Genomic DNA, 19,262 nt, shown 5'->3' on the forward strand with positions numbered 1-19,262 from the left:
CGCGTCGTCGTCCGGCACCGCCGCGAGCGTCCCGCCGTCGAAGTACCGCTCGGACTTGTCCGCGACGCGCTCGACCGCGCTCGGGTCCTGGACCTTGTTGTAGAGGACGCCGGCCACCCCGGTGTCGTAGGACGCCGCGTACTCCTGGACCTTCAGCGCGTCCGAGATGGCAGGAATCGTCGGGGCCACGACGAGCACCGCGCGGTCGGCGAGCACCACCGGCAGCACGGCGCTCCTGCTCGCGAGCGTCGCCGGCGAGTCCAGCAAGAGAACGTCGGTGTCCGCGGCCAGGTCCGCCACGACGTCCCGGAGCCGCCCCGGGTCCGCCGCCCGGAAGTCGGCGAGACTCGTGCCACATGGCACCACCCGCATCCCGTAGCGCTCGTAGACCGCGTCCGACACCTCGGTACTGGTGTCGGCCAGCAAGAGGTCGTGCAGCGTCACGTCGACGTCCGCGAGCCCCGCGTGGAACAGGAGATTCGCCATCCCCGTGTCCGCGTCCACGACGGTGACGTCGTGGTCCTCGGCCAGCGCCATCCCGAGCGCGAGCGTGCTCGTCGTCTTCCCCGTGCCGCCCTTCCCGCTGGCGACGGCGAACGCCTCAACCATCGTCGCCCTCGGCGTCGTCATCGGCGTCGACCTCCGCGTCGACCTCGGCTTCATCCCGGGCGTCCGCAGCCGAGGGAGCCGCCGCACCTGCGTCGTCCACGGCCTCGTCCGCGTCGTTGCCCCGGCGATCGGCCTCCGTTCGCAGTGCAGCCGCGAACGCCTCGCGGTCGCCGGGGAGGTCAGCGAACTTCGCGTCGGCGTCGCGACGCGAGTCCCGGAGGTCAGCGTCCGGTTGCCCGAGGGCGCGGTCCCGGCAGGCCGCGTAGAGGTCGGCGACCGAGCGCCGGTAGTCCGCGACCCGGCGAGCGCGGTCGACCGCCGCGCGAATCGACGCTTCGTCCGTCGCCGCGCACGTCACGTCGGCGTCCGTTCCCGTCGTCCCGACGGCCACGACGGCGGTGTCGCGAGCATTCGAACGAACTTCCTGTACGACGCCAGCAGGGTCCGCGACCGCGCCCGCGTCCACGACGACGACGTCGGGGTCGTCCCGCGCGACCGCGTCACTGACCGCTTCGGCGTCGACGGCCACGACGTCCGACCCGAGGACGTCACGAAGCGACCGTCTGCTGTCGTCCGCGACCAGGAGTGTCACGTCTCGTGTATTCGCGCTGTCCCGGAAAATATTTTCGGAGCAGTCAATCGTAATCATCGATGGGGCAACCCGCCCGCCGGACCGACGTCGAACACTCGGCGACGCCCATCCCGCAGTCCCGAGCCAACACGAATCCGCCCCGAACCACCCGACCACAACTCCTTTCAACACGTCCGGCGACGTGCGAACGAATCAGATGCCCTCGGTCATCCGCGTCCTCCACGTCGAAGACAATCCCGACTTCGCGTCCCTCACCGCCGAGTTCCTCGAACGCGAAGCCGACCGTCTCGACGTGTCTACTGTGCACACGCCCGGCGACGCCCTCGACGCGCTCGCCGACCAGCGCGTGGACTGCGTCGTCAGCGACTACGACCTCCCCGAGATGGACGGGATCGAACTCCTCGAGACCATCCGCTCGGACCACCCGGACCTCCCGTTCGTGCTGTTCACGGGGAAGGGCAGCGAGGAAGTCGCCAGCGACGCCATCTCCGCGGGCGCGACCGACTACCTCCAGAAGGGCCGCGGCGTCGACCAGTACGCCATCCTCGCGAACCGCATCCTGAACGCGGTCGGCCAGCGGGAATCCCGGACGAGTTACCGCGAGATCTTCGAGAAAGCCGCCGACGGCATCTTCCTGCACGACCCCGAGACCGGCGGGGTCAACGACGTCAATCCGCGGGCCGCCGAGATGCTGGGCTACGACCGCGAGCAACTGCTTGAGATGGAGGTCGGCGAGTTCAGCGCGGACCGCCCGGAGTTCTCCCAGTCGGAGGCCAGGCAGCGCGTCACGGCCGCACTCGAGGACGGCCCGCTGACGTTCAAGTGGCTGTTCGAGGCCAGCGACGGCACCGAGTTCTGGGTGGAAGTCCACCTGAAGCGCGCCGTCATCAACGGCCAGGTCCAGGTCATCGCGATGACCAGGGACATCAGCGAACGCAAGCAACACGAGCGACGGCTCCGGGAGGAGCGCGACCGGCGCACGGCGCTGTTCGAGAACCGGACCGACGCCATCGCGTACATCGACTTCGAGGACGACGAGCCCGTCGTGCAAGCTGTCAACGCGTCCTTCGAGGAGACGTTCGGCCACGAGGAGGACGGCGTCGTCGGCGAGCGCATCGACGACGTGCTCGTTCCCGGCGACGCAGACGCCCCGGAAGCCGGCAACTGGGCGGCCACCGGCGACCAGCTAGACGTGGAAGTCACCCGTGAGACGACCGACGGCGAGCGCGTGTTCCGGCTGCGGACGGCGCCGATTCACCCCGGCGACACGTCCACGCATGGGTACGTCGTGTACACCGACGTCACAGACCGCAAGGAGCGCGAACGCCGCCTCCAGGACCAAAAAGAGAAGGTCGAAGCGCTCCACGACGTCACGGCGGACATCGAAGCGAGCGGGACGCCCGAGGACGTCTACGAGCACGTCCTCGACGCCGCTGAGGACATTCTCAACTACGACCGCGGCATCGTCGACGCCGTCGAGGACGGCGAACTCGTCCCGGTCGCGGTTCCGGAGGACATCCCGCAGGAGGAGTACCACGAGTCGACGCCCGTCGACGCCGACGACAGCCTCTCCGCGCGCGCCTACCGTACGGGCGAGTCCCTCGTCGTCGACGACCTCGCGGACGTCGACGTCCAGCCCGCCGAACCGACGTACCGGTCCGCAATCACCGTCCCGATCGACGGGTACGGCATGTTCCAGGCAGTCGCCGAGGACCGCGGCGCCTTCGACGAGACGGACCTCGACCTCACCGAACTCCTCGTCAAGCACGCACGCGAGACGCTGTCACGTCTCGACCGCGAGGCCGAACTCCGGGAGTACGCCGCGGAACTCGAACGCCAGAACGAGCGCCTCGACGAGTTCGCCAGCGTCGTCAGCCACGACCTCCGCGGCCCCCTGAACGTCGCCGACGGCCGCGTCGAACTCGCCCTCGAGGACTGTGACAGCCCCCACCTCGACGTCGCCGTGGACGCGCTCGACCGCATGGACCAGATTGTCGAGCAGACGCTCGCGCTCGCCCGGGAGGGGGAATCGGTCGGCGACACCGAACCGCTCTCGCTGGCGAGCATGGCCGAACAGTCCTGGCACGTCATCGAGACGACCGACGCCGAACTCCGCGTCGATGACGACACCACCGTCGAAGCCGACCCGGAACGCCTCCAACACCTTCTCGAGAACCTCTTCCGGAACGCTGTCGAACACGGTTCGACCAGCCCCCGTTCGCAAGCTTCCGAGGACGTGTCGGAGCGCGCCGGCAGCGACGTCACGGTCACGGTCGGCCCGACCGAGGACGGCTTCTACGTCGCCGACGACGGGCCCGGCATCCCGAAGAACGAACGCGAGGACGTCTTCGAACCCGGGTACACCACGGCCGGCGACGGCACCGGGTTCGGCCTCGCAATCGTAGCGGAGATCGTCGAGGCCCACCACGGCGAGATTGCAGTCACCGAGAGCGAGGACGGCGGCACGCGCTTCGAAATCTCGGGGTTCCGCGCGGCCTGACGACGCGTGGGTTTGTTGGCGTTTCGCGCGTATCGAGGTCGCGTGAGCGCGTTCCGCCAGCGGGAGCACGACCTCGCGCCGAGTACGCTGGTGTCGGGCGTACCGACGGATATCTCACAACGTGGGAATGTTACCCGTAGTTTATTTCTCTCGGACTAACATGTTTAATCGTGATGTACAACGTACTCATCCCGGTCGACAGGAACGAGACTCGCGCCTTCCACCAGGCAAGATACGTTTCACGGCTCCCGAACGCCGACGAAACCGTCGAGGCGACAGTCCTCTACGTGATGCCGCCCGACACGTTCGGCGATGCCGACGACGTGGAATTCGCGGAGGTCGAGGCGGCCGTCAAGGCGGCCGACCACCTCGAAGACGCCGGCGTCACAGTGACCCGAACCGTCGACGACGGCGGCGTCGCCGAACAGATCGCACGGACCGCGACCGAGCTGGACGCCGACGAGATCGTCGTCGGCGGACGCAAGCGCTCGGGCGTCTCGAGAGTCCTGCTCGGAAGCACCGCACAGGACGTCCTGCTCTCCGCGGACAAGCCGGTCACCATCACGGGCGAGAACGTCGTGCTCGGCGAAGGTATGCGGAAAGTCCTGGTGCCGGTCGACACGAGCGTAGAGCGGGCACGAAACCAGGCCGAATACCTGGCCAACCTCCCCGGAGCGCCCGAGTCGCTCGAAGCGACGGTCTTCTTCGTGTTCCCACACCAGGACTACAAAGGCGCGCCACCGCACGAGTTCGAGGACGTCGACGCCGCCGTCGCTGCCGCCGACTACCTGGACGACGAGGGCATCCCCGTCGAACGGGTCGCGATCGGTGGCGAGGTCGAACGGAAGATCCTCGACGCCGCGACGGAACGGGACGTCGACAGTATCGTCATGGGCGGCCGCAAGCGGTCCGGCCTCACGAGCGTGCTCCTCGGGAGCACTACGCAGGACGTCATGCTCTCCGCAGAACGTCCGGTTACGCTCACGGGGTGACCGTCCCACGGTGGCGCGGGTCCGTGCTGTCGGCCTCGTCGCTGGCCGCGCAGCGAACCCCGAGCCCGCGGTTCCCCGTCTCGAACCGCGACCAACCGGTCACCTCCTGTCGCAGCAACGGTGAAGCGAGGAGGAGGAAGAGAATCCCGGTCAGTGAACGACTTGTCTCTCCCGGGGAGCCCCTCCACAGCGAACTATTTCAGCATTCAAAGTCAAGAGAATGAATAGTATTGCGGTTGCGTCCCTGGTATTTTTCATGTGGCTGTCGGCTTTCCTCGTCGTGGTGTGACGGGGAGCCGACGTCGGTCGGTCCCGAACCGGGATAGACGGGCGCAACCCGAGTATCCATCGCGCTCCTACTTTCCGCGAGGAGTGCTTCGCCGTTCGTGGAACGGCGAAAAGAGTTACTCTGTAGTGACCCGCAACCTTTGCCCATGAACCCAGTAAAGACCGCTGTTAGAAAGATCGCCACTGCGGACGTAGTCCACCAGTACATTTCGAAAGCGTATCACGCGAAGTATCCCGGTTCTCGGCAATACTGGGAACGCCGATACGACTCGGGCGGCGACTCTGGTGCAGGCTCGTACGGAAGGTTAGCGGAGTTCAAAGCGGACGTGCTCGAAGATTTCATCGAGGAACACGACATTGAGGACGTCATCGAATTCGGCTGCGGAGACGGGGGCCAGCTCTCCGTAACTGAGTACCCCTCGTACATCGGGCTAGACGTATCTCCGACCGCGATCCAGATGTGCAAAGACGAGTTTGAGAACGATGAATCGAAGAGTTTCTTCCTCTACGACTCGAAATCGTTCGTCGACAATCACGGTCTCTTCAGCGCCGAACTGGGGATTTCTCTAGACGTCATTTACCATCTGACCGAGGACGAGATATACCAGAACTACATGGAGCATTTGTTCTCCAGCTCCGACGAATTCGTGATAATCTACGCCGCGAATACCGCGAGCGAGTGCGTCACCGTGGACCACGTCAGAAACAGAAAATTCACTGACTGGGTGGCAACTCACGCTCCCGACTGGGAACTGACAGACGTAATCGAAAACGAGTACCCATACGATCCTTCGGACCCGGAACACACCTCGTGGGCCGACTTCTACATCTTCGAAAATGCCACTGGATAGGCGCGTTCGAAGGAACCGCTGAGAGACAACTCCGCCGACCCTCTCAACAATCCCGCGGGCCGTCTCGACACCCACCTGACGGCTCACCTCACCGTCGCCCGCGAAGGGGAGCCGCCTTCTGAGGCTATGCCGGGTCGTGTGTACGAACCGGGTATGCGAATCCGCACTGACGGCGATTACGTCCACCGCGTCGAGACCATCCAGGCCGCCACTGACGCCCTCGACGAGAACTCCAAAACTGCGACCGTGCTGGCTGCCTGCGAGCACGCCCACCATGACCGCCGCGCCAAAGCCCAACCACTGGCCATCCGGATATGACCGAGGAACTCGCCGAATTCTCAGCACCTCCGCGATGCAGCTACAGTACGAGAGAACCGCCGGCGTCGACACCCGTACTCGCTCACTCCTCGATCTCCCGAAGCCGCAGCTGCACGTGCAGCACCGGCGCCGCCAGAAACCCACTGACAAGGCCGGCCAACAGCGCAATCACCCTCGAGAGAACCACCGGGAGCGCCGATAGCACTCCAAACACGACGAAAAACACCACCCACGAGCCACAAATAACGTAGAGGCGATGTTTCACTAATGAATCAAGACAATCTAGTAAAATAAAGCGGTCGTCGAGATTCAGCCGCTGCGAAAGCGACTCACGCGCCCGAAAACGACCGACTACGAGGGCATCGACGGAGCCGCCCTCGGATTCGCCACTCTCTACAAGTACGACGACGTCGAGATGGCGAAGGATCCTATCAGGTGGATGAGGCCGAGGCGATGCTCGGTGTAGACGGCGAGAAGTTGGTGGAGTACGTCTGGCGGAAGTACGGAGGTGACGTGCGGTGAGTCGATTCGAGTTCACTTCCCAGCAGGACAGCGAGGATAACACAGGTGGTGGTATTCCGAGTCGCCTGAAGAAACACGACCAGTGGCTCGTAACACAGGACAAGAAGCCAGTCGCTCCGTCCGAAGGGTGGCAGGAATCGGTAAATCGTCTCTCATTCACCGAGGTGCAGGACAAGGCCGAGCAACTTGGTGGAGAGGTAGCCTTCGTCTTCACTGAGAGTGCCCCCTTCGTCGGATTCGATCTCGACGATGTGAAGGAAGGCGCTGAGTTCACGGATGAGGCACTCGGTATCGTGGAACGGCTCGACTCCTGCACCGAGGTTTCGAGTTCGGGGACAGGCCTGCACGTCATCGCGGAAGGCGACCACTCGGACGACCACAAGCATCGAGGCGACTTATCGAAGGGAGGACATCTCGAACTGTACGACGAGAGTCGATATTTCGTCCTTACAGGAGACGTGTACGACGATTTCATATCGGTCATGAGCAGGCCCAGAGTCGTCCAAGAGGTACAGTGCGCCCATCTCCCCGAACGTCCAGACTGCTCCTTCACGAGCCAGCAAGTGCCTGTAAGCGAGCAGGAGTTCGACAGAGGGGAAACGGATGCAACACCCGAGCAGGTACGGAGAATCATCCCAGCCTGCGTCAAGCACAGTGAGAGGGACGTTGACCGAGAGGGACTCCGCCTGTGTTATCTCGTCGGTCATCAACTGGAAGTACACAGGGCGTTTACCAAATACACCATCACTCGTATAACCTTCCTACATAATCCTATGACGACCGGGCGCAGTCCATCGACGAAATAAACCCTTTGTGAACACCGCGTATCATATAAGCCAAAATGAACCATCTCTAATATGGTCGCTTCTAAGCCTGGAATCGTGTGGGTGACACTCGATAGTGTTCGGGCTGACCACACTACTATCCACGACTACGGGAGGAACACCACTCCCGAGTTGGAACGGATAGCCGACCACGGGCAGTCGTTCACTAATTGCTTCGCCCACGGGACTGGTACGGCGAGTTCGGTCGCATCCATTTTTACCGGTGTTTGGCCGTGGGAGCATCAAGTTGCAATGAACGGGTCTGTTGGAGAGATACCCGATCAATTGCGAACCGCAGCAGAAATTTTCCGTGATCAAGGATATCGGACGGCCTGTGTCACGACAAACCCGCGAATAGACCTCATCGGCGGTGATGCCGGCTTCGATGAGTACTACGATATCAGCCGTTCGACACTACTCAATCCGAAATTTCTCCCAATAACGCTCCGATTCCTCAAAAACTTCTGGTCTGAATCGGTTGGACTCACGTGGAAGGGGGTCCATCATTCGTTCAGTTACATTGTCACTGAAATTGCACGGCGATGGGTTGAGTCTGTCAATGGACCGTATTTCCTCTATGTCCACTACAACGAACCGCACCGCCCGTACTACCCCCCGCTATCGTATCGCGATCGGTACACAACTGAAGTGGATGTACCCGAAGACCGAGCACTCCACACCTCGACGGAGATTCACGAACGCTCAAGGGAGTACAATGCAGGCGAACTGGAGATGACTCGCGACGACTGGGAAGCAGTCGAGGCAATCTACGACGCCGAGATCGCCTACACCGACAGTTATGTCGGATCCCTCTTCGACTATGTCGAATCGTCGAATCCTGTGTTCGTGGTTACTGCGGATCACGGCGAACTACTTGGTGAAGGGAGTATGTTCGGCCACGGACAGGGGGTCGTTCGTGATGAGCTGTCACACGTCCCATTGGTGGTTTCCGGTGTATCTGACCTCGCCGTAGATGAAGATGAAATCGTTCAACACAATGACGTGATGCGGACACTACTATCGATGGCCGGTGCATCGGACGACCAATTCGGTGGTTTCGGCCTGCGTAACGGTCAAACACGGGGATTCGCTGTAATTCAGGAGTACCTCGAGAATTTTGCCGCGTTCGAAAAGCACACTCAAGGGTTCAATAGCGGGTCGAGAAAGTTGGGTCGAATCGACGGACTGCGCACCGACGAGTTCAAGTTGGTAGTCTCACAGGACGATGTCGTTTTGTATGAACTTCCGGATGAAGATACCGACGTATCCCCGACTCGTTCGAATGTTCGTGAACGCTTACTTGAACAACACGAAGCGTTTAACGAAGAACACGGACAGCCACTCGTTGACAGTCCGACAACGGACGACTACGACGAGCGTATGAAAAAGCGACTCAGGGATCTCGGCTACATCCAATGATGAGGCACCTGACCGTCATAACATGAACAGTTAGCTCGGGCTAAGCTTGGCTCGGTAGTCTCACCTGCTTCGACTCTACCCTCTGTGCTATTCTGCTGTCTCTTACCCTTCCATACAATCCTATGACAGTCAGACGAATTTCAAAAGGGTACTTCAGAGAGACAAGTCACACTCGTGAAGACGCTCATAGACTACCAAGCGACATATTTGATTACAGATGATAACCACATGATAGTACAGTAGTGGCTGTCCTCCATAGGGATAATCCGAGATAGCGCCCGTGATGAAATCAGTCTCACTCAGTCGTCGAACTCTCGGTCCACCAACCCATCAGCCCGTAGGTTCTCCTCTCGGTCGACCCTCACTATCTCGAACGTCTCGAACTCCTCTGCCAATTCTCGTGCGCGGTCGCGAAGTTTACGGAGGTGTTGCTCGTTCGTCTGCCAGTCACCCTTGACCTGTCCCACTACCAACTGCGAGTCATCTCTCGTTTCAACCTCGGTGCATCCCTGCTCCGAGGCGACCTCCAACCCTCGGATGAGGGCGCGGTACTCTGCCTCGTTATTCATGGCTTTGCCGAGGTGGTCACTGCCCTCATCAGACCAGTCATCGGCCTCTATCGTGTAACCGACGGCCGCAGGACGGGATTGGAAGGACGAGCGCCTCCATCGAAGTGGATGATTGCTGGTGTGGTCATTTCGACACCACCGCTGTGTTATCTCGCCTGTTGCTCGCTTGATACGTGACTCTCTACGTGTCTGATTGCATCATCAACTCTCCTCATATAATACTATGACATTCGGGCGGAATTCGAGACTCCGGAGCAGTCACGATACATCATATGCCTGATGGCATATCCCACCAATCTTCGGAGTCGGGGTGCCCACTTTTGTGACACCGCGATCAATGTGATGTATAAAACACGCCGCTTAAGACTCGAGCGTCCGACTAACAGCATTACTCGACTTCGGGCGAAAGTTTCTATTTTCCTCGATACGTTCGGCTATACGCGAACGCACGACGGCGGTCACCCGAGTCAGGTGACCTGCTCAACCCAGATACGTCGAGATGGAATCGCACAACGGCGCGACTCCTCTCGGCTCTCAATCGTTTGGTGAAAAAGTCCGCCCTCCCCGCGCTGGCGTATTTCGCTGTTCGCCGGTCGTGGTGTTGAGTGAGTCTGCTTGCATCGTTTTCAGAGTCCTTCGAGGTGTTCGCGGCGCTGTGCAGCTCGCTGGCGCTCGCTACGCCGGTCGTAGTGCTTATCCAGGATTTCCTCGCTGACGTCCATCCGGTCGCTCACGACGACTCGTGGCACCTTCTGTAGCCGGTAGCCCGTCACGCGCCCACTCCGCACGTCGTGGGGTGACCGCGCCGACGGACACTTACTCTCTCGGCCGTGCTCGGTCGCCACACAGTCGTCGGGGTCCTCACCGTGCGGGCACCGCTCGCCGCGCCAGCACGGCCGCGTGATGCGATACAAGGTGTTCCGCACCGTCGACCGCGAGATGCGGCCCTCGCGCGTCGTCACGAGCGGCTGCCGACCCTCGTCGTCGGTCACGTCCTCGCGGGGCCCATCGATGTAGTCACGGATGACGCCCGCGACGTATCCCGAAATCGCGTTCCAGCGGTCGCTCTTCTCGGCGTTCTTCAGCGGCGTTCCCTCGTCGGGCCGGTGGACGAAGTGAATCGCCGGCCCGTTCCCGTTCGGTCGCTCGCCGTCCAGATCGAGGTCTTCGAGATCGAGCGCCCGGAGCGCGCTGATTCGACAGCCCGTGTTCCAGAGCACGAGTAGCACGACGTGCGTGCGGTTGGCGTACTTGTACCGCGAGAGGTACTCGAGAATCGACTTCGCGCGGTCCGGGTCCAGCGTCGTCTCGCTCACGTCGCCGCCGTGGGACACCTGCGGCAGCGGGACCTGCGTGAACAGTTCTGTGTCGACGGCGTCGATGTCGCCGCAGAACCGGAGGAACGCCCGAATCGTCGCGAGGTCGCCGCGGAGCGTGACGTTCTCCAGTTCTTCACCCGAGTAGCCGCCCTCTCGGCGCCACACGCGGTACTGGTAGAGGTCGCGCCCGCTGAGCGAATTCAAGTTCGTGATGCTCTCTTCCTCGCACCACGCGACGAACGCGCGCAGCCGGTAGTCCTGGCCGTCCAGGGTGTCCTCGGTAAGCTCGTCGCGGCGTGCATCGAGGTACAGCCGGCGCGCCTCGTCCGGGGCGAGTGATTCGAGGTCGCGGCTCATCGTGTCCGCGGCTCCCCCGAAGGCGGTTCGGTGCTATCGTTTTGTCTCGTTTCGAGTTCCATGGGTGAATCCCGGTGATCGAGCGAATGGCACCGGATGGATAAATTAGACTCCTTCTCGCTACTAATAGGTTCCCTACAACAAATATCGAACTCTGTTATAGTGCCTGAAGTAACCAAATCGTGACTTAATTGACTCTAAGAGTGTGATTTGGGCTATGGCGATTCGCCGCCCAGCAGAGTGGATGCAGGCAAGTGACGACCGGATACTGGAGTATCTGGACACAGAAGGCGGCGGAGGCCCAAGTTCGATAATTGACGATGGCGATTTCGACTTTCATCGAAAAACTGTCGGAAAGCGACTTCGTCTATTGTCGAAAGCTGGCCTCGTGGAAAAGGTAGGTCACGGCGTCTACAGAATCAGCAACAGAGGGCGGCGATATCTCGCAGGCAAAGAAGACCTACGAGACGAGCCGAAGCCGGAGTAAGTAACTTCTCGCCATCTGGTGCTCCTCTCTGGAGCGGTCTCATTTATCAATCCGGACTCTAACTATCCCCATATGGAACGTCGGGACGTATTGATGGGGAGTGGGGCACTAATATCGCTCTTAGCAGGGTGTACTGGAGGAGATGGGTCTGCAAACGAAACAACGACTTCCCAGCCCATTGATTCGGGAGTCGTCTTTGACGCTACGCTGAGCGCCATGCGGGAGGAGCAGGTCACACTCTCCACCTCTCAGAAAATCACCGTCGAAACGTCCGAGATTGAGGAGGGTGAAGAACTGACTTTCATACTCGGTGACGGCTCGAAGTTCGTTCACAAGGAAGCAATTCGAGAGAACAAGGTGGCGGAATTCCCGGTGAAGTCGGACGGTTGGCACAACATCAAACTCTCCCCGGACCGGTACGAGGCACCGGTGGACAAAGACGTACAGATTCACGCCAAGGTAACGTTGAGCGAGCCTTGACGCTCTGATTCGTGGCTACTCGTAGGGAATCCAGAGCAGTCCGTACGCGCCCTTCGAGTCGAATTCTACAATCTGCTCACCGCCCCTGTACAACGCGACGTGCTCGCTGCCGTCCGCGCCGACGTGGGCCGCGTCGCCGATGATCTGCATGTCCTCGATCACCGGCTCGGAATCGAACCCGAGCACCTCGTCGCTTGGTTCATTGTCGCCGCCCACGAGTTCGTCCACCGGCACGACCGCGTACCGACCAGTTACGTCGCCCTGGTAGAGTACTCGGTTGTTCATTTCGCTGACGCCCGCGCGAACCAGCAACTGCTCCTCTTCGCTGGTTTCGAACGTCATGAGCCGACTCAATCCTTCTGCACTACTACTGGTGTTTGCTGACACCATGCGCTCTACCGGTGAATCGACAGGTCGGGTAAAGGCTCGGTAGTAGGACAGTGAAAGTGAAAGTGGGTGAGGAGAGGATCAATGGAATATTCAGAACCCAGTCCACCCCGCTTAGGATTGCTGAATGAGTCCTATTCAGGCGGTATTTCGTCTTTCCGGGAGTCTATAAATATTATTGAATCCATGACGAGATCGCCCCAGACGATCAATATACTCAATATAAACATAGCGGCGAGAGTTATTGCAGTAGGGTTAAAGTTCGAAAACATAGGGTAAATAACCCAGAAACCAAGGAATGCCAGCGCTTTTAGACCCCATAATCCTTTTGTTTCGGAAATTAATTCGCGGAGTTGGCGAAAGAGTTCACTTTTCTCCGACATCTTACTCCGACCAACTCCAGACGAAGAGCTTGTACATAACCAACGCGATCATAAACACCGATAGACCAATAACAGGTACTGCACCGGTGCTGACTCCGTACCAAGCCCCAGCAATCCCACACAGGGTGAGAACGAAGCTCGCAGCAATCAAGACCCCCGCCTCTCGAATCGCGGGATCACGAGCCGGAGCTTGAGACGAGGGGGAATTCGATTCCATTTCAGCCTCCAGATTGGCCACTACGTTGTCCTGAGGCATAGTCTCTGCGAGAGTCCTCATTTGTTCTTCAGATAGTGCCTCCCCAAATTCGATATGCTGTGCCAAAACTCTTAGCTGGTCAGGCCCGAGGGCTTCTGAGAGATCTTGCGGCGTGAAGGGTGAATAGCCGTCCTGTGCCAGTAACTTGATTGCTCTCGCAAGGGCCTGAGCCTGAACACTTTCATCCAGGTCATCAAGGCTGTCAATTTCCCTATATGTTTCTGGCTCCGGGCCAGTGTCTGGTCCAGATACAGTCATTGTTCTAGCGCTTCAATTATTGTATCAAGTTTTTCCATGAGCAGTAAATCTTCTCTCGGAACGCTCCTTGCCAAAAAGAAGAAATCATTATCTTCACCATTTACAGATACCTGTTCACCATCAGTAGGATTCACAGACACATTAAATGTAACAATACCCTCGCCAACTATGTAGATATTTTTGTATGTTGTTTCAGATTCCCCTGGTTGAAGCTCTGGAATGTCCCAGGTCCCGCTATTCGAAAGCGTATGGTTTTCATAACTAACCTTATCAATAACTATTTCCCCACCAGGGAAGACAGACTCACCTGTATTTTGAATCTGCATTCCCAATGAGTTTTCATCACCTGCAACAAGTTCAAGAGGACTTTTTAATCCATCATAGTCCGGCTCGCTATCTCCTAGTTCTCCCTCCGAGTGTGAATACGTACGTTCTATCGATAGTTCATAACGGCGTTCATCACTCTCTTCGCCCCCATCTTCATCATCCATAATCTCCTCTAATATTTCGTCTGTATCAAGTTCTTCACCGGAAGGAAGAGAGTCGCTACCACCGTTCGAATCGTTTTGATCATCATCACCTATCGGCATCAACGACACCTGTTACCTGCTGTACTATATTGAATCAACTTACAACTGCCGGCCTCAAAATAACCAGTTCAGTAGCCCATACTGTTCATATCCTGGGGCAAACACGCGACGAGAATCGATTTCCCAGATATGCACACGAATCCGCGACCGCCGTGTGCATATCTCGACATCCATCGTCCGTCTGAGTCGGTCGCTGGGTGGGGTCGGCGGGGAGATCGAGGCGAAACCCCCGCGATTCACCCCCTCCAGTTACTCGAGTTCAATGGGCTATGGGGGTTCGTGTGTACGAACCGAGTATGCGAATTCGGACTGACGGCGACTACGGCCACCGCATCGACACCATCCAGGCCGCCATGACCGCCCTCGACGAGAACACCAAAACTGCGGCCGTACTGGCTGCCTGCGAGCACGCCCGCCAAGACCGCCGCGCCAAAGAACAAGCACTGGCCCATCCCGACATGACCCCCGAACTCGCCGAAATACTGAGCACCTCCGCGATCCAGCTGCACTACGAGATAACCGCCACCGTCGACACCGCATAAACGACCGACCTACTCCCCGAGCCCGTGCGCGTCCTCGAAGTGGTCGACCATCGCCGCCGCCTGTTCCTTGCCCGTCGCCTCAACCTCGTCGCCGCAAACGTGACACTGCATATGCTCCCAGACACCACTCAATCTCGAAAAATCAACCGAAAACTATCACCCATCGGAGGAAGCCATATAACGCTCCTCACACTCGCTTTTCGCTCAACAAGGCGAAAATTTACTACAGTATCCCAGGAAGGTTATCATATGAAGAGCCAAGCCTCCAAGTTGGCTGAGTACTGCGAACGCCGATTGGGTGATTCGTTGCGTGTCGTGGGATTCTACTCGGACAACGACCTCGAAATGACGTATATCCGTGATGACCTGGTCGACAAATATTCCAACGACATGGTCGAGACCTTCATCGACAACTCACAGAAAATCCAGAAAGACCTCCAACTATTAGATTCGGGGATGGGCGAACCTGAAGCCAGTCTCCACGCGATGGAGGACGGCCTCATCATCCAGTTCCATATCTCCATAGAGGACGTGATCTTCTTCTCCATGGAACGGGAGGTCGGCCGCAACTTCACCCAATTCATAGACGAATGCCGAAAACAGATGTCCTAAGCTCCCGATTGGTCGATATAGATAGTCCCGATATTACTTGATGAGGTACTCACGTGCCCTTGATCGGTGCTTTTCCGCCGCTGCATCCGGATATTCAATCCCTGTCTTTTTCTGACACTCTTTGATGTACTCGTCAAATATAATAAACAGTAGTCTTGGGAGTCTATCCTCATTCCACCACTTTATCTCGCCATCTGCTTCGTGAACTGATTTATCCGCAATTATTCCAAATGGAGCTGCATTTGACTCCTTGTGATGTGCAAGGGTCATCGGTTCTCCAAGAAGAATAGACGAGGCGTATTGATAATTCACAAGTGCGGATTGTTTAATGTCTTCTGGATGATATAAGTGGCCGTAGGCAATCGCAGCTCGCGGAATGGCTAGACGAAGAATGTCCCACCGTTCACGATCGAAGTTACTGGTCAAAATTTCAGCATGGTCTGAAAACACATCTGAGAGGAATTCAACCAATGGTCGATAACTATCTGAAACGACATAGAGACCATCATTCATAGGGTAAAGACGAAATTGATCATAGCTCTCTTGCTGAGCAACGATTAAATGAAGTTTGCAGATATTCGTTGCGGCATACTCGAAGGAATACTCCATGAGGCTTGTTGTACCCATCAAGTCAATCCAGGCGACGTACTGGAGTTTCGATTCGGGAAGGTGGTCTGGATGGAAATACGGGTCAGGCAGAAATTTGGAGTTGTGGTCTCTTGGCACACCCATATAAGCCAAATCGTATAAATAGGGCTTAGTTTTTGTCCTGTCTTGATGAATTTATGATAGTTCCGCGGAGTTGTGCTAAAATCCCGTCTCATTGACCGATAAAAATTCAATAATTGATTTTCATCTTAGTGTATTTGTTTTGCCTGCGGTACTTCACAAATGAGTACGCAGTCCTGCTTACCTGGCAGTTCACCCTAAGGAGAGTGCAATAAACAGTCAAAAGACCTCAAAGACACCTGCGACCATCGATCTACAATATGTCCGAGAGAGCGATTTTCGCCTGCTGCGTTCCCCGATGTTCACCGCCGCCGTGCCACCGCACCGTCGGTAGTCGAGCCGCCCGCCGTCGGTCGTGGGCCAGCACCTCGATGCCCCGCCCCCGAATTCGGTACGCCGCGAACACGTAGACGCCACCCTCGGCCTGCAGCTGCTCGTGGTACTCCCGATAAATCTTGAACGTCCCTGGCTGGCCGTCCGCGTGCTCGTGCATCGCCGCCTTGATCTCCACCGGCGTCCCGTCCGGCGCGTCGGCATCCTTCCAGGAGGCCCTCGCCAGCGAGAGGTCGTAGTGGTCGGCCATCTTGTACTCGACCGCCGTCCCGTATTTGTTGGCCTTTTTCGACGGCACGCTACGCGCCTCCCACGCACGACGCGCGCTGTATATATCTACCTGCGGCGCCGCCGACCGCGCGCGGCCCATCGAGGCGAGCACCCGCAGGGTGCTCGTCGCCGCCGCGATGGGCCAACTGTAAACGGGGGCCGTTGCACTTGACACCTTGACACCGACGCGCCGTCACGCGATTGCGGCCTGCACGTCCGAAACCCATTCGCGCTTCTCACCTCCGTTCTGGTACTCCTCCCACCAGTTCCGCACCGTCTGATGGCTGTACGGCACGTTCTCGGCGATTGCACGCGGCGATTTGCCCGCCTCCATCCCCTGCGCAATCGTCCACATCGAGACGCGCTTGATGTCGTCCTCGGCGACCGCCGGCTCGTCGCCCTCGCTGCTCGTCTCCCGCCACGACCAACCGCTGGCCTCCTTGTCGTTATACCGCCAATCCGTCGGCGGAATCCCATCAATCTCCGTCTGCACGTCTCGAATCTGACCGCTCGTAATCCGGTCCGCGACGACCGCCCGCTTCTGGCTGACTTTCTTGACGATGACACCGACGCGCCACAACATCGGATGGATGCTGCTCTCGTCGTGCGCAATCACGATGAGCGCGCCGCCGTACTTCCGGACCTTGAACACCAACGGCCCCATCAACTTCCGGGTGAGCTGGCCGTCCTTCCCAGACCCACTGGCCTTCGAAGATAGTTCATCGAGGATTGCGAGCTTCGGCGTCTGGTCGTGTTCCAGCGGATTCCCGTCCTGCTGCAGCCACTCCTTGAGCGCCGGAAACGACGGCAGAAACCCGTCGCGCTCGCGCCCGCGCTCGTCCGTCCACGAAGCTTTCTCTCGCAGACTCCGAATGTTCGTTCCGACGAGCGCGGCCGGGTTCTTGTGCATGAATCGCTGGCCGAGCAACGACGCGAAATTGCTCTTCCCCGCGCCCATCTCGCCGATAACGACGACGACCGGCGCCGGCCCATCAATCAGCTCGTCGATGTCCTGGATCGCCTTCAGCCCGGACACGTCCGCCTGTTGACCGACGTCGCCCGTCTGGTACTTCAGCGTCGCCGTACTCCCGTCGTACAGCCCGCGGCGCCCCTCGTCGGTCGCCTCCATCCGGCGAATGCGCTCGACCGCCTCCAGATCGCGCGCCTGCCCCGGCAGCTGCTCGGCGCCCGCACACTCGGCCACCGGGTCGTACTCGGCTTCCACCACCGAGAGAAACCGAGACAGTTCCGGGTCGCTGGTCACGCCCGCGTGGCTGAACGCATCCGGGTCGCGGTGGCCCTGGCGCTCGACGTGCTCGCGGTACTGCGCGGCCGTGTACAGGTCCTGCTCGTCGGTGCCGTCCTCACCCATCGGTCTGCCCTCCGTCAGCAGCAGCCGGCCCATGCCCATCGCTGGCCGTGGCGTTCGCACTCGGGTTGTGCGTTTCACCCGCCGGGAGGCCAGCGGGGAGGTGGTCGGGGAGATCGTCGGGCTGGATGTCCGCGAGGTCGTCGTCAGTCAGCGATTCGGCACGCTCCCGGAAGTCGCCAGTTACCTCCTGGACCGCGTCTTTGTCCAGGCGTTCGCCCTTCTCGCGCGCCTCCACGACGCGATTGATGAGGCGAGTCTGGAGGTCCGCCGCGAGTTCACTGATCGACTCCGAGAGATACGCCAGCGACAGATGCGAATCCACGAGGTCGTCGTACATCCGTTCCATGTGCGCCTGCGAGGTGAGCAGCTTCGTGTCCTCTAACTCCGAGAGGTAAACGCCGGAAACCCGCAAACTGCCATCCTCACCGTACTCGGGCACCCACTCGAATTCGCGAACGGCCACCGCGTCGCCGTCGTTGACACGATACGGCGCCGGGCCGTCGACGCGCTTCGCACTCCAGAGGTCCGGCGGCACGAAGTACGTGCGTACCTCGTCTTCTACGGCGTTGACGTGGTGGACTTCAACGTAGTTGCGAATCCGCAGCCACGAAACGAATCGCAGGCCGGCGATGAACATGGGTGGCCCGAGCACGAGCCAGCCAACCAGTACGTTCGTCAGCCAGGATGGGACACCCGGCACCTCGGGATTGAACCACCACAGGACGACGCCAGCGGCGACCAGTACGCCCGCAACGAGTAACTGTGCCTCCGCGACGACGTACGTCACTCTATCGCGCCACCCGCCGAACGTCGCAGACAGGTCGCTCATGCTGCGGCCTCCACGGGCTCGCCGCCCTCCTTGTAGAGTTTCCAGAGTGCGGCGCCGACGAACGACAGAATCACGATGGCGGCACCCCCGAACCAGCCGACAGTCCCCGAGGAGCCACGGAACGGAGACAGGGACGGCGAGCGCACGATTTCAGCGTATAGGACTTGGTCGGTGGAGATGGAGACGCCGACATACCCACGGTCAGTCTCGGTCACGGCGAACTCGGCGGCCGTGCGGCCGTCGACGGTGATCGTCCGCCGGTTCACTTCCCCGCCTTCGAGGAAGCCGCCGGCGTCCGACAGCGTCACCCGCCGCGAGGCCGCCGACTCAAATACCAGCGTTACCGTGCCGCTGTCGGGGTCATACGACGACGACACCAGCGAAATAGTACTATCAATCTGTTTGCCGACCGGCTCGGTGGTCGTCTGGTTTTCGTGGGCGGACTGTGCGACACTAACTCCGAGATCGGGCGCCGTGGGCTGTGGGCCGGCGGCCGCAGCCGGGGCGGCCACGCCAGCAACCACGACCAGCGCCGCGACTACCGACAGTGCAAGTTGTCTCATAAATTAGGAGG

The 19,262-nt window shown here is 59.5% G+C and carries 22 protein-coding genes; 9 read left to right on the forward strand and 13 right to left on the reverse strand.

Annotated elements, in window-relative coordinates; genetic code table 11:
* Together GRX66_RS03625 and GRX66_RS03630 are read right to left on the reverse strand one after the other, a co-directional pair.
* Positions 1–609 (reverse strand): nucleotide-binding protein (locus GRX66_RS03625; protein WP_159525342.1); only part of this gene is annotated, 609 nt, incomplete at its 3' end.
* Complete coding sequence (locus GRX66_RS03630) at positions 602–1,201, reverse strand: hypothetical protein (RefSeq protein ID WP_159525311.1); 600 nt, start codon at positions 1,199–1,201, stop codon at positions 602–604. The genes GRX66_RS03625 and GRX66_RS03630, both read right to left, overlap by 8 nt.
* Before the next feature lie 196 nt (positions 1,202–1,397).
* On the opposite strand from GRX66_RS03630, the gene GRX66_RS03635 reads away from it, so the two are divergent.
* The 4 genes from GRX66_RS03635 to GRX66_RS03650 all read left to right on the forward strand — a co-directional run bounded on the left by GRX66_RS03635 (position 1,398) and on the right by GRX66_RS03650 (position 6,150).
* Positions 1,398–3,701, forward strand: coding sequence for a hybrid sensor histidine kinase/response regulator (locus GRX66_RS03635; protein WP_159525312.1), 2,304 nt, complete (start codon positions 1,398–1,400; stop codon positions 3,699–3,701).
* Positions 3,702–3,874: 173 nt separating this feature from the next.
* Positions 3,875–4,693, forward strand: a complete 819-nt coding sequence (locus tag GRX66_RS03640; RefSeq protein WP_159525313.1) for a universal stress protein — start codon at positions 3,875–3,877, stop codon at positions 4,691–4,693.
* A 434-nt stretch (positions 4,694–5,127) separates the two neighbouring features.
* Positions 5,128–5,832, forward strand: a complete 705-nt coding sequence (locus GRX66_RS03645; RefSeq protein WP_201292908.1) for a class I SAM-dependent methyltransferase — start codon at positions 5,128–5,130, stop codon at positions 5,830–5,832.
* Between the two features lie 153 nt (positions 5,833–5,985).
* Positions 5,986–6,150: a DUF7692 domain-containing protein gene (locus GRX66_RS03650; RefSeq protein WP_233745276.1), complete on the forward strand. Its 165-nt coding sequence runs from the start codon at positions 5,986–5,988 to the stop codon at positions 6,148–6,150.
* Positions 6,151–6,232: 82 nt separating this feature from the next.
* Here the strand turns inward: GRX66_RS03650 and GRX66_RS19415 are convergent, their stop codons facing one another.
* Positions 6,233–6,415, reverse strand: a complete 183-nt coding sequence (locus tag GRX66_RS19415) for a hypothetical protein (protein ID WP_201292910.1) — start codon at positions 6,413–6,415, stop codon at positions 6,233–6,235.
* A 253-nt stretch (positions 6,416–6,668) separates the two neighbouring features.
* Between GRX66_RS19415 and GRX66_RS03655 the strand changes: the two genes are divergently transcribed.
* Both GRX66_RS03655 and GRX66_RS03660 read left to right on the forward strand, forming a co-directional pair.
* Positions 6,669–7,478 (forward strand): hypothetical protein, encoded by an 810-nt coding sequence (locus GRX66_RS03655; RefSeq protein ID WP_159525314.1) that lies wholly within the window; start codon positions 6,669–6,671, stop codon positions 7,476–7,478.
* Between the two features lie 51 nt (positions 7,479–7,529).
* Complete coding sequence (locus GRX66_RS03660; RefSeq protein ID WP_233745278.1) at positions 7,530–8,915, forward strand: sulfatase; 1,386 nt, start codon at positions 7,530–7,532, stop codon at positions 8,913–8,915.
* Between the two features lie 299 nt (positions 8,916–9,214).
* Here the strand turns inward: GRX66_RS03660 and GRX66_RS03665 are convergent, their stop codons facing one another.
* Together GRX66_RS03665 and GRX66_RS03670 are read right to left on the reverse strand one after the other, a co-directional pair.
* Positions 9,215–9,655, reverse strand: coding sequence for a ribonuclease HI family protein (locus GRX66_RS03665; protein WP_325063945.1), 441 nt, complete (start codon positions 9,653–9,655; stop codon positions 9,215–9,217).
* Between the two features lie 455 nt (positions 9,656–10,110).
* Entirely contained in the window at positions 10,111–11,160 is a 1,050-nt protein-coding gene (locus GRX66_RS03670) for a tyrosine-type recombinase/integrase (RefSeq protein WP_159525317.1), read from the reverse strand.
* A 559-nt stretch (positions 11,161–11,719) separates the two neighbouring features.
* On the opposite strand from GRX66_RS03670, the gene GRX66_RS03675 reads away from it, so the two are divergent.
* On the forward strand, positions 11,720–12,127 hold the full coding sequence (locus tag GRX66_RS03675; protein ID WP_159525318.1) for a hypothetical protein: 408 nt from the start codon (positions 11,720–11,722) through the stop codon (positions 12,125–12,127).
* 15 nt (positions 12,128–12,142) lie between these two features.
* On the opposite strand, the gene GRX66_RS03680 is transcribed toward GRX66_RS03675, so the two are convergent.
* The 3 genes from GRX66_RS03680 to GRX66_RS03690 form a co-directional block, all read right to left on the reverse strand.
* A complete protein-coding gene (locus tag GRX66_RS03680; RefSeq protein ID WP_159525319.1) occupies positions 12,143–12,469 on the reverse strand; it encodes a hypothetical protein in 327 nt (108 codons plus the stop codon).
* Positions 12,470–12,898: 429 nt separating this feature from the next.
* Entirely contained in the window at positions 12,899–13,411 is a 513-nt protein-coding gene (locus tag GRX66_RS03685) for a hypothetical protein (RefSeq protein ID WP_159525320.1), read from the reverse strand.
* A complete protein-coding gene (locus tag GRX66_RS03690) occupies positions 13,408–14,001 on the reverse strand; it encodes a hypothetical protein (protein ID WP_159525321.1) in 594 nt (197 codons plus the stop codon). The genes GRX66_RS03685 and GRX66_RS03690 overlap by 4 nt, the downstream gene beginning before the upstream one ends.
* Before the next feature lie 296 nt (positions 14,002–14,297).
* Between GRX66_RS03690 and GRX66_RS03695 the strand changes: the two genes are divergently transcribed.
* Entirely contained in the window at positions 14,298–14,543 is a 246-nt protein-coding gene (locus GRX66_RS03695; RefSeq protein WP_233745280.1) for a DUF7692 domain-containing protein, read from the forward strand.
* A gap of 249 nt (positions 14,544–14,792) precedes the next feature.
* Positions 14,793–15,155, forward strand: a complete 363-nt coding sequence (locus tag GRX66_RS03700) for a DUF7522 family protein (RefSeq protein ID WP_159525322.1) — start codon at positions 14,793–14,795, stop codon at positions 15,153–15,155.
* Positions 15,156–15,188: 33 nt separating this feature from the next.
* Here GRX66_RS03700 and GRX66_RS03705 read toward each other — a convergent pair whose 3' ends face one another.
* The 5 genes from GRX66_RS03705 to GRX66_RS03725 all read right to left on the reverse strand — a co-directional run bounded on the left by GRX66_RS03705 (position 15,189) and on the right by GRX66_RS03725 (position 19,251).
* Positions 15,189–15,881: a hypothetical protein gene (locus GRX66_RS03705; RefSeq protein ID WP_159525323.1), complete on the reverse strand. Its 693-nt coding sequence runs from the start codon at positions 15,879–15,881 to the stop codon at positions 15,189–15,191.
* A 256-nt stretch (positions 15,882–16,137) separates the two neighbouring features.
* Positions 16,138–16,467, reverse strand: coding sequence for a hypothetical protein (locus tag GRX66_RS03710; RefSeq protein ID WP_159525344.1), 330 nt, complete (start codon positions 16,465–16,467; stop codon positions 16,138–16,140).
* 213 nt (positions 16,468–16,680) lie between these two features.
* Positions 16,681–17,859 (reverse strand): hypothetical protein, encoded by a 1,179-nt coding sequence (locus GRX66_RS03715; RefSeq protein ID WP_159525324.1) that lies wholly within the window; start codon positions 17,857–17,859, stop codon positions 16,681–16,683.
* Positions 17,852–18,688: a hypothetical protein gene (locus GRX66_RS03720; protein WP_159525325.1), complete on the reverse strand. Its 837-nt coding sequence runs from the start codon at positions 18,686–18,688 to the stop codon at positions 17,852–17,854. The genes GRX66_RS03715 and GRX66_RS03720 overlap by 8 nt, the downstream gene beginning before the upstream one ends.
* Positions 18,685–19,251 (reverse strand): hypothetical protein, encoded by a 567-nt coding sequence (locus GRX66_RS03725; protein WP_159525326.1) that lies wholly within the window; start codon positions 19,249–19,251, stop codon positions 18,685–18,687. Before GRX66_RS03725 ends, GRX66_RS03720 begins: the two co-directional genes overlap by 4 nt.
* Between the last annotated feature and the right edge of the window lie 11 nt (positions 19,252–19,262).

The organism is Halobacterium bonnevillei (assembly GCF_009831555.1).
Classification (GTDB): domain Archaea; phylum Halobacteriota; class Halobacteria; order Halobacteriales; family Halobacteriaceae; genus Halobacterium; species Halobacterium bonnevillei.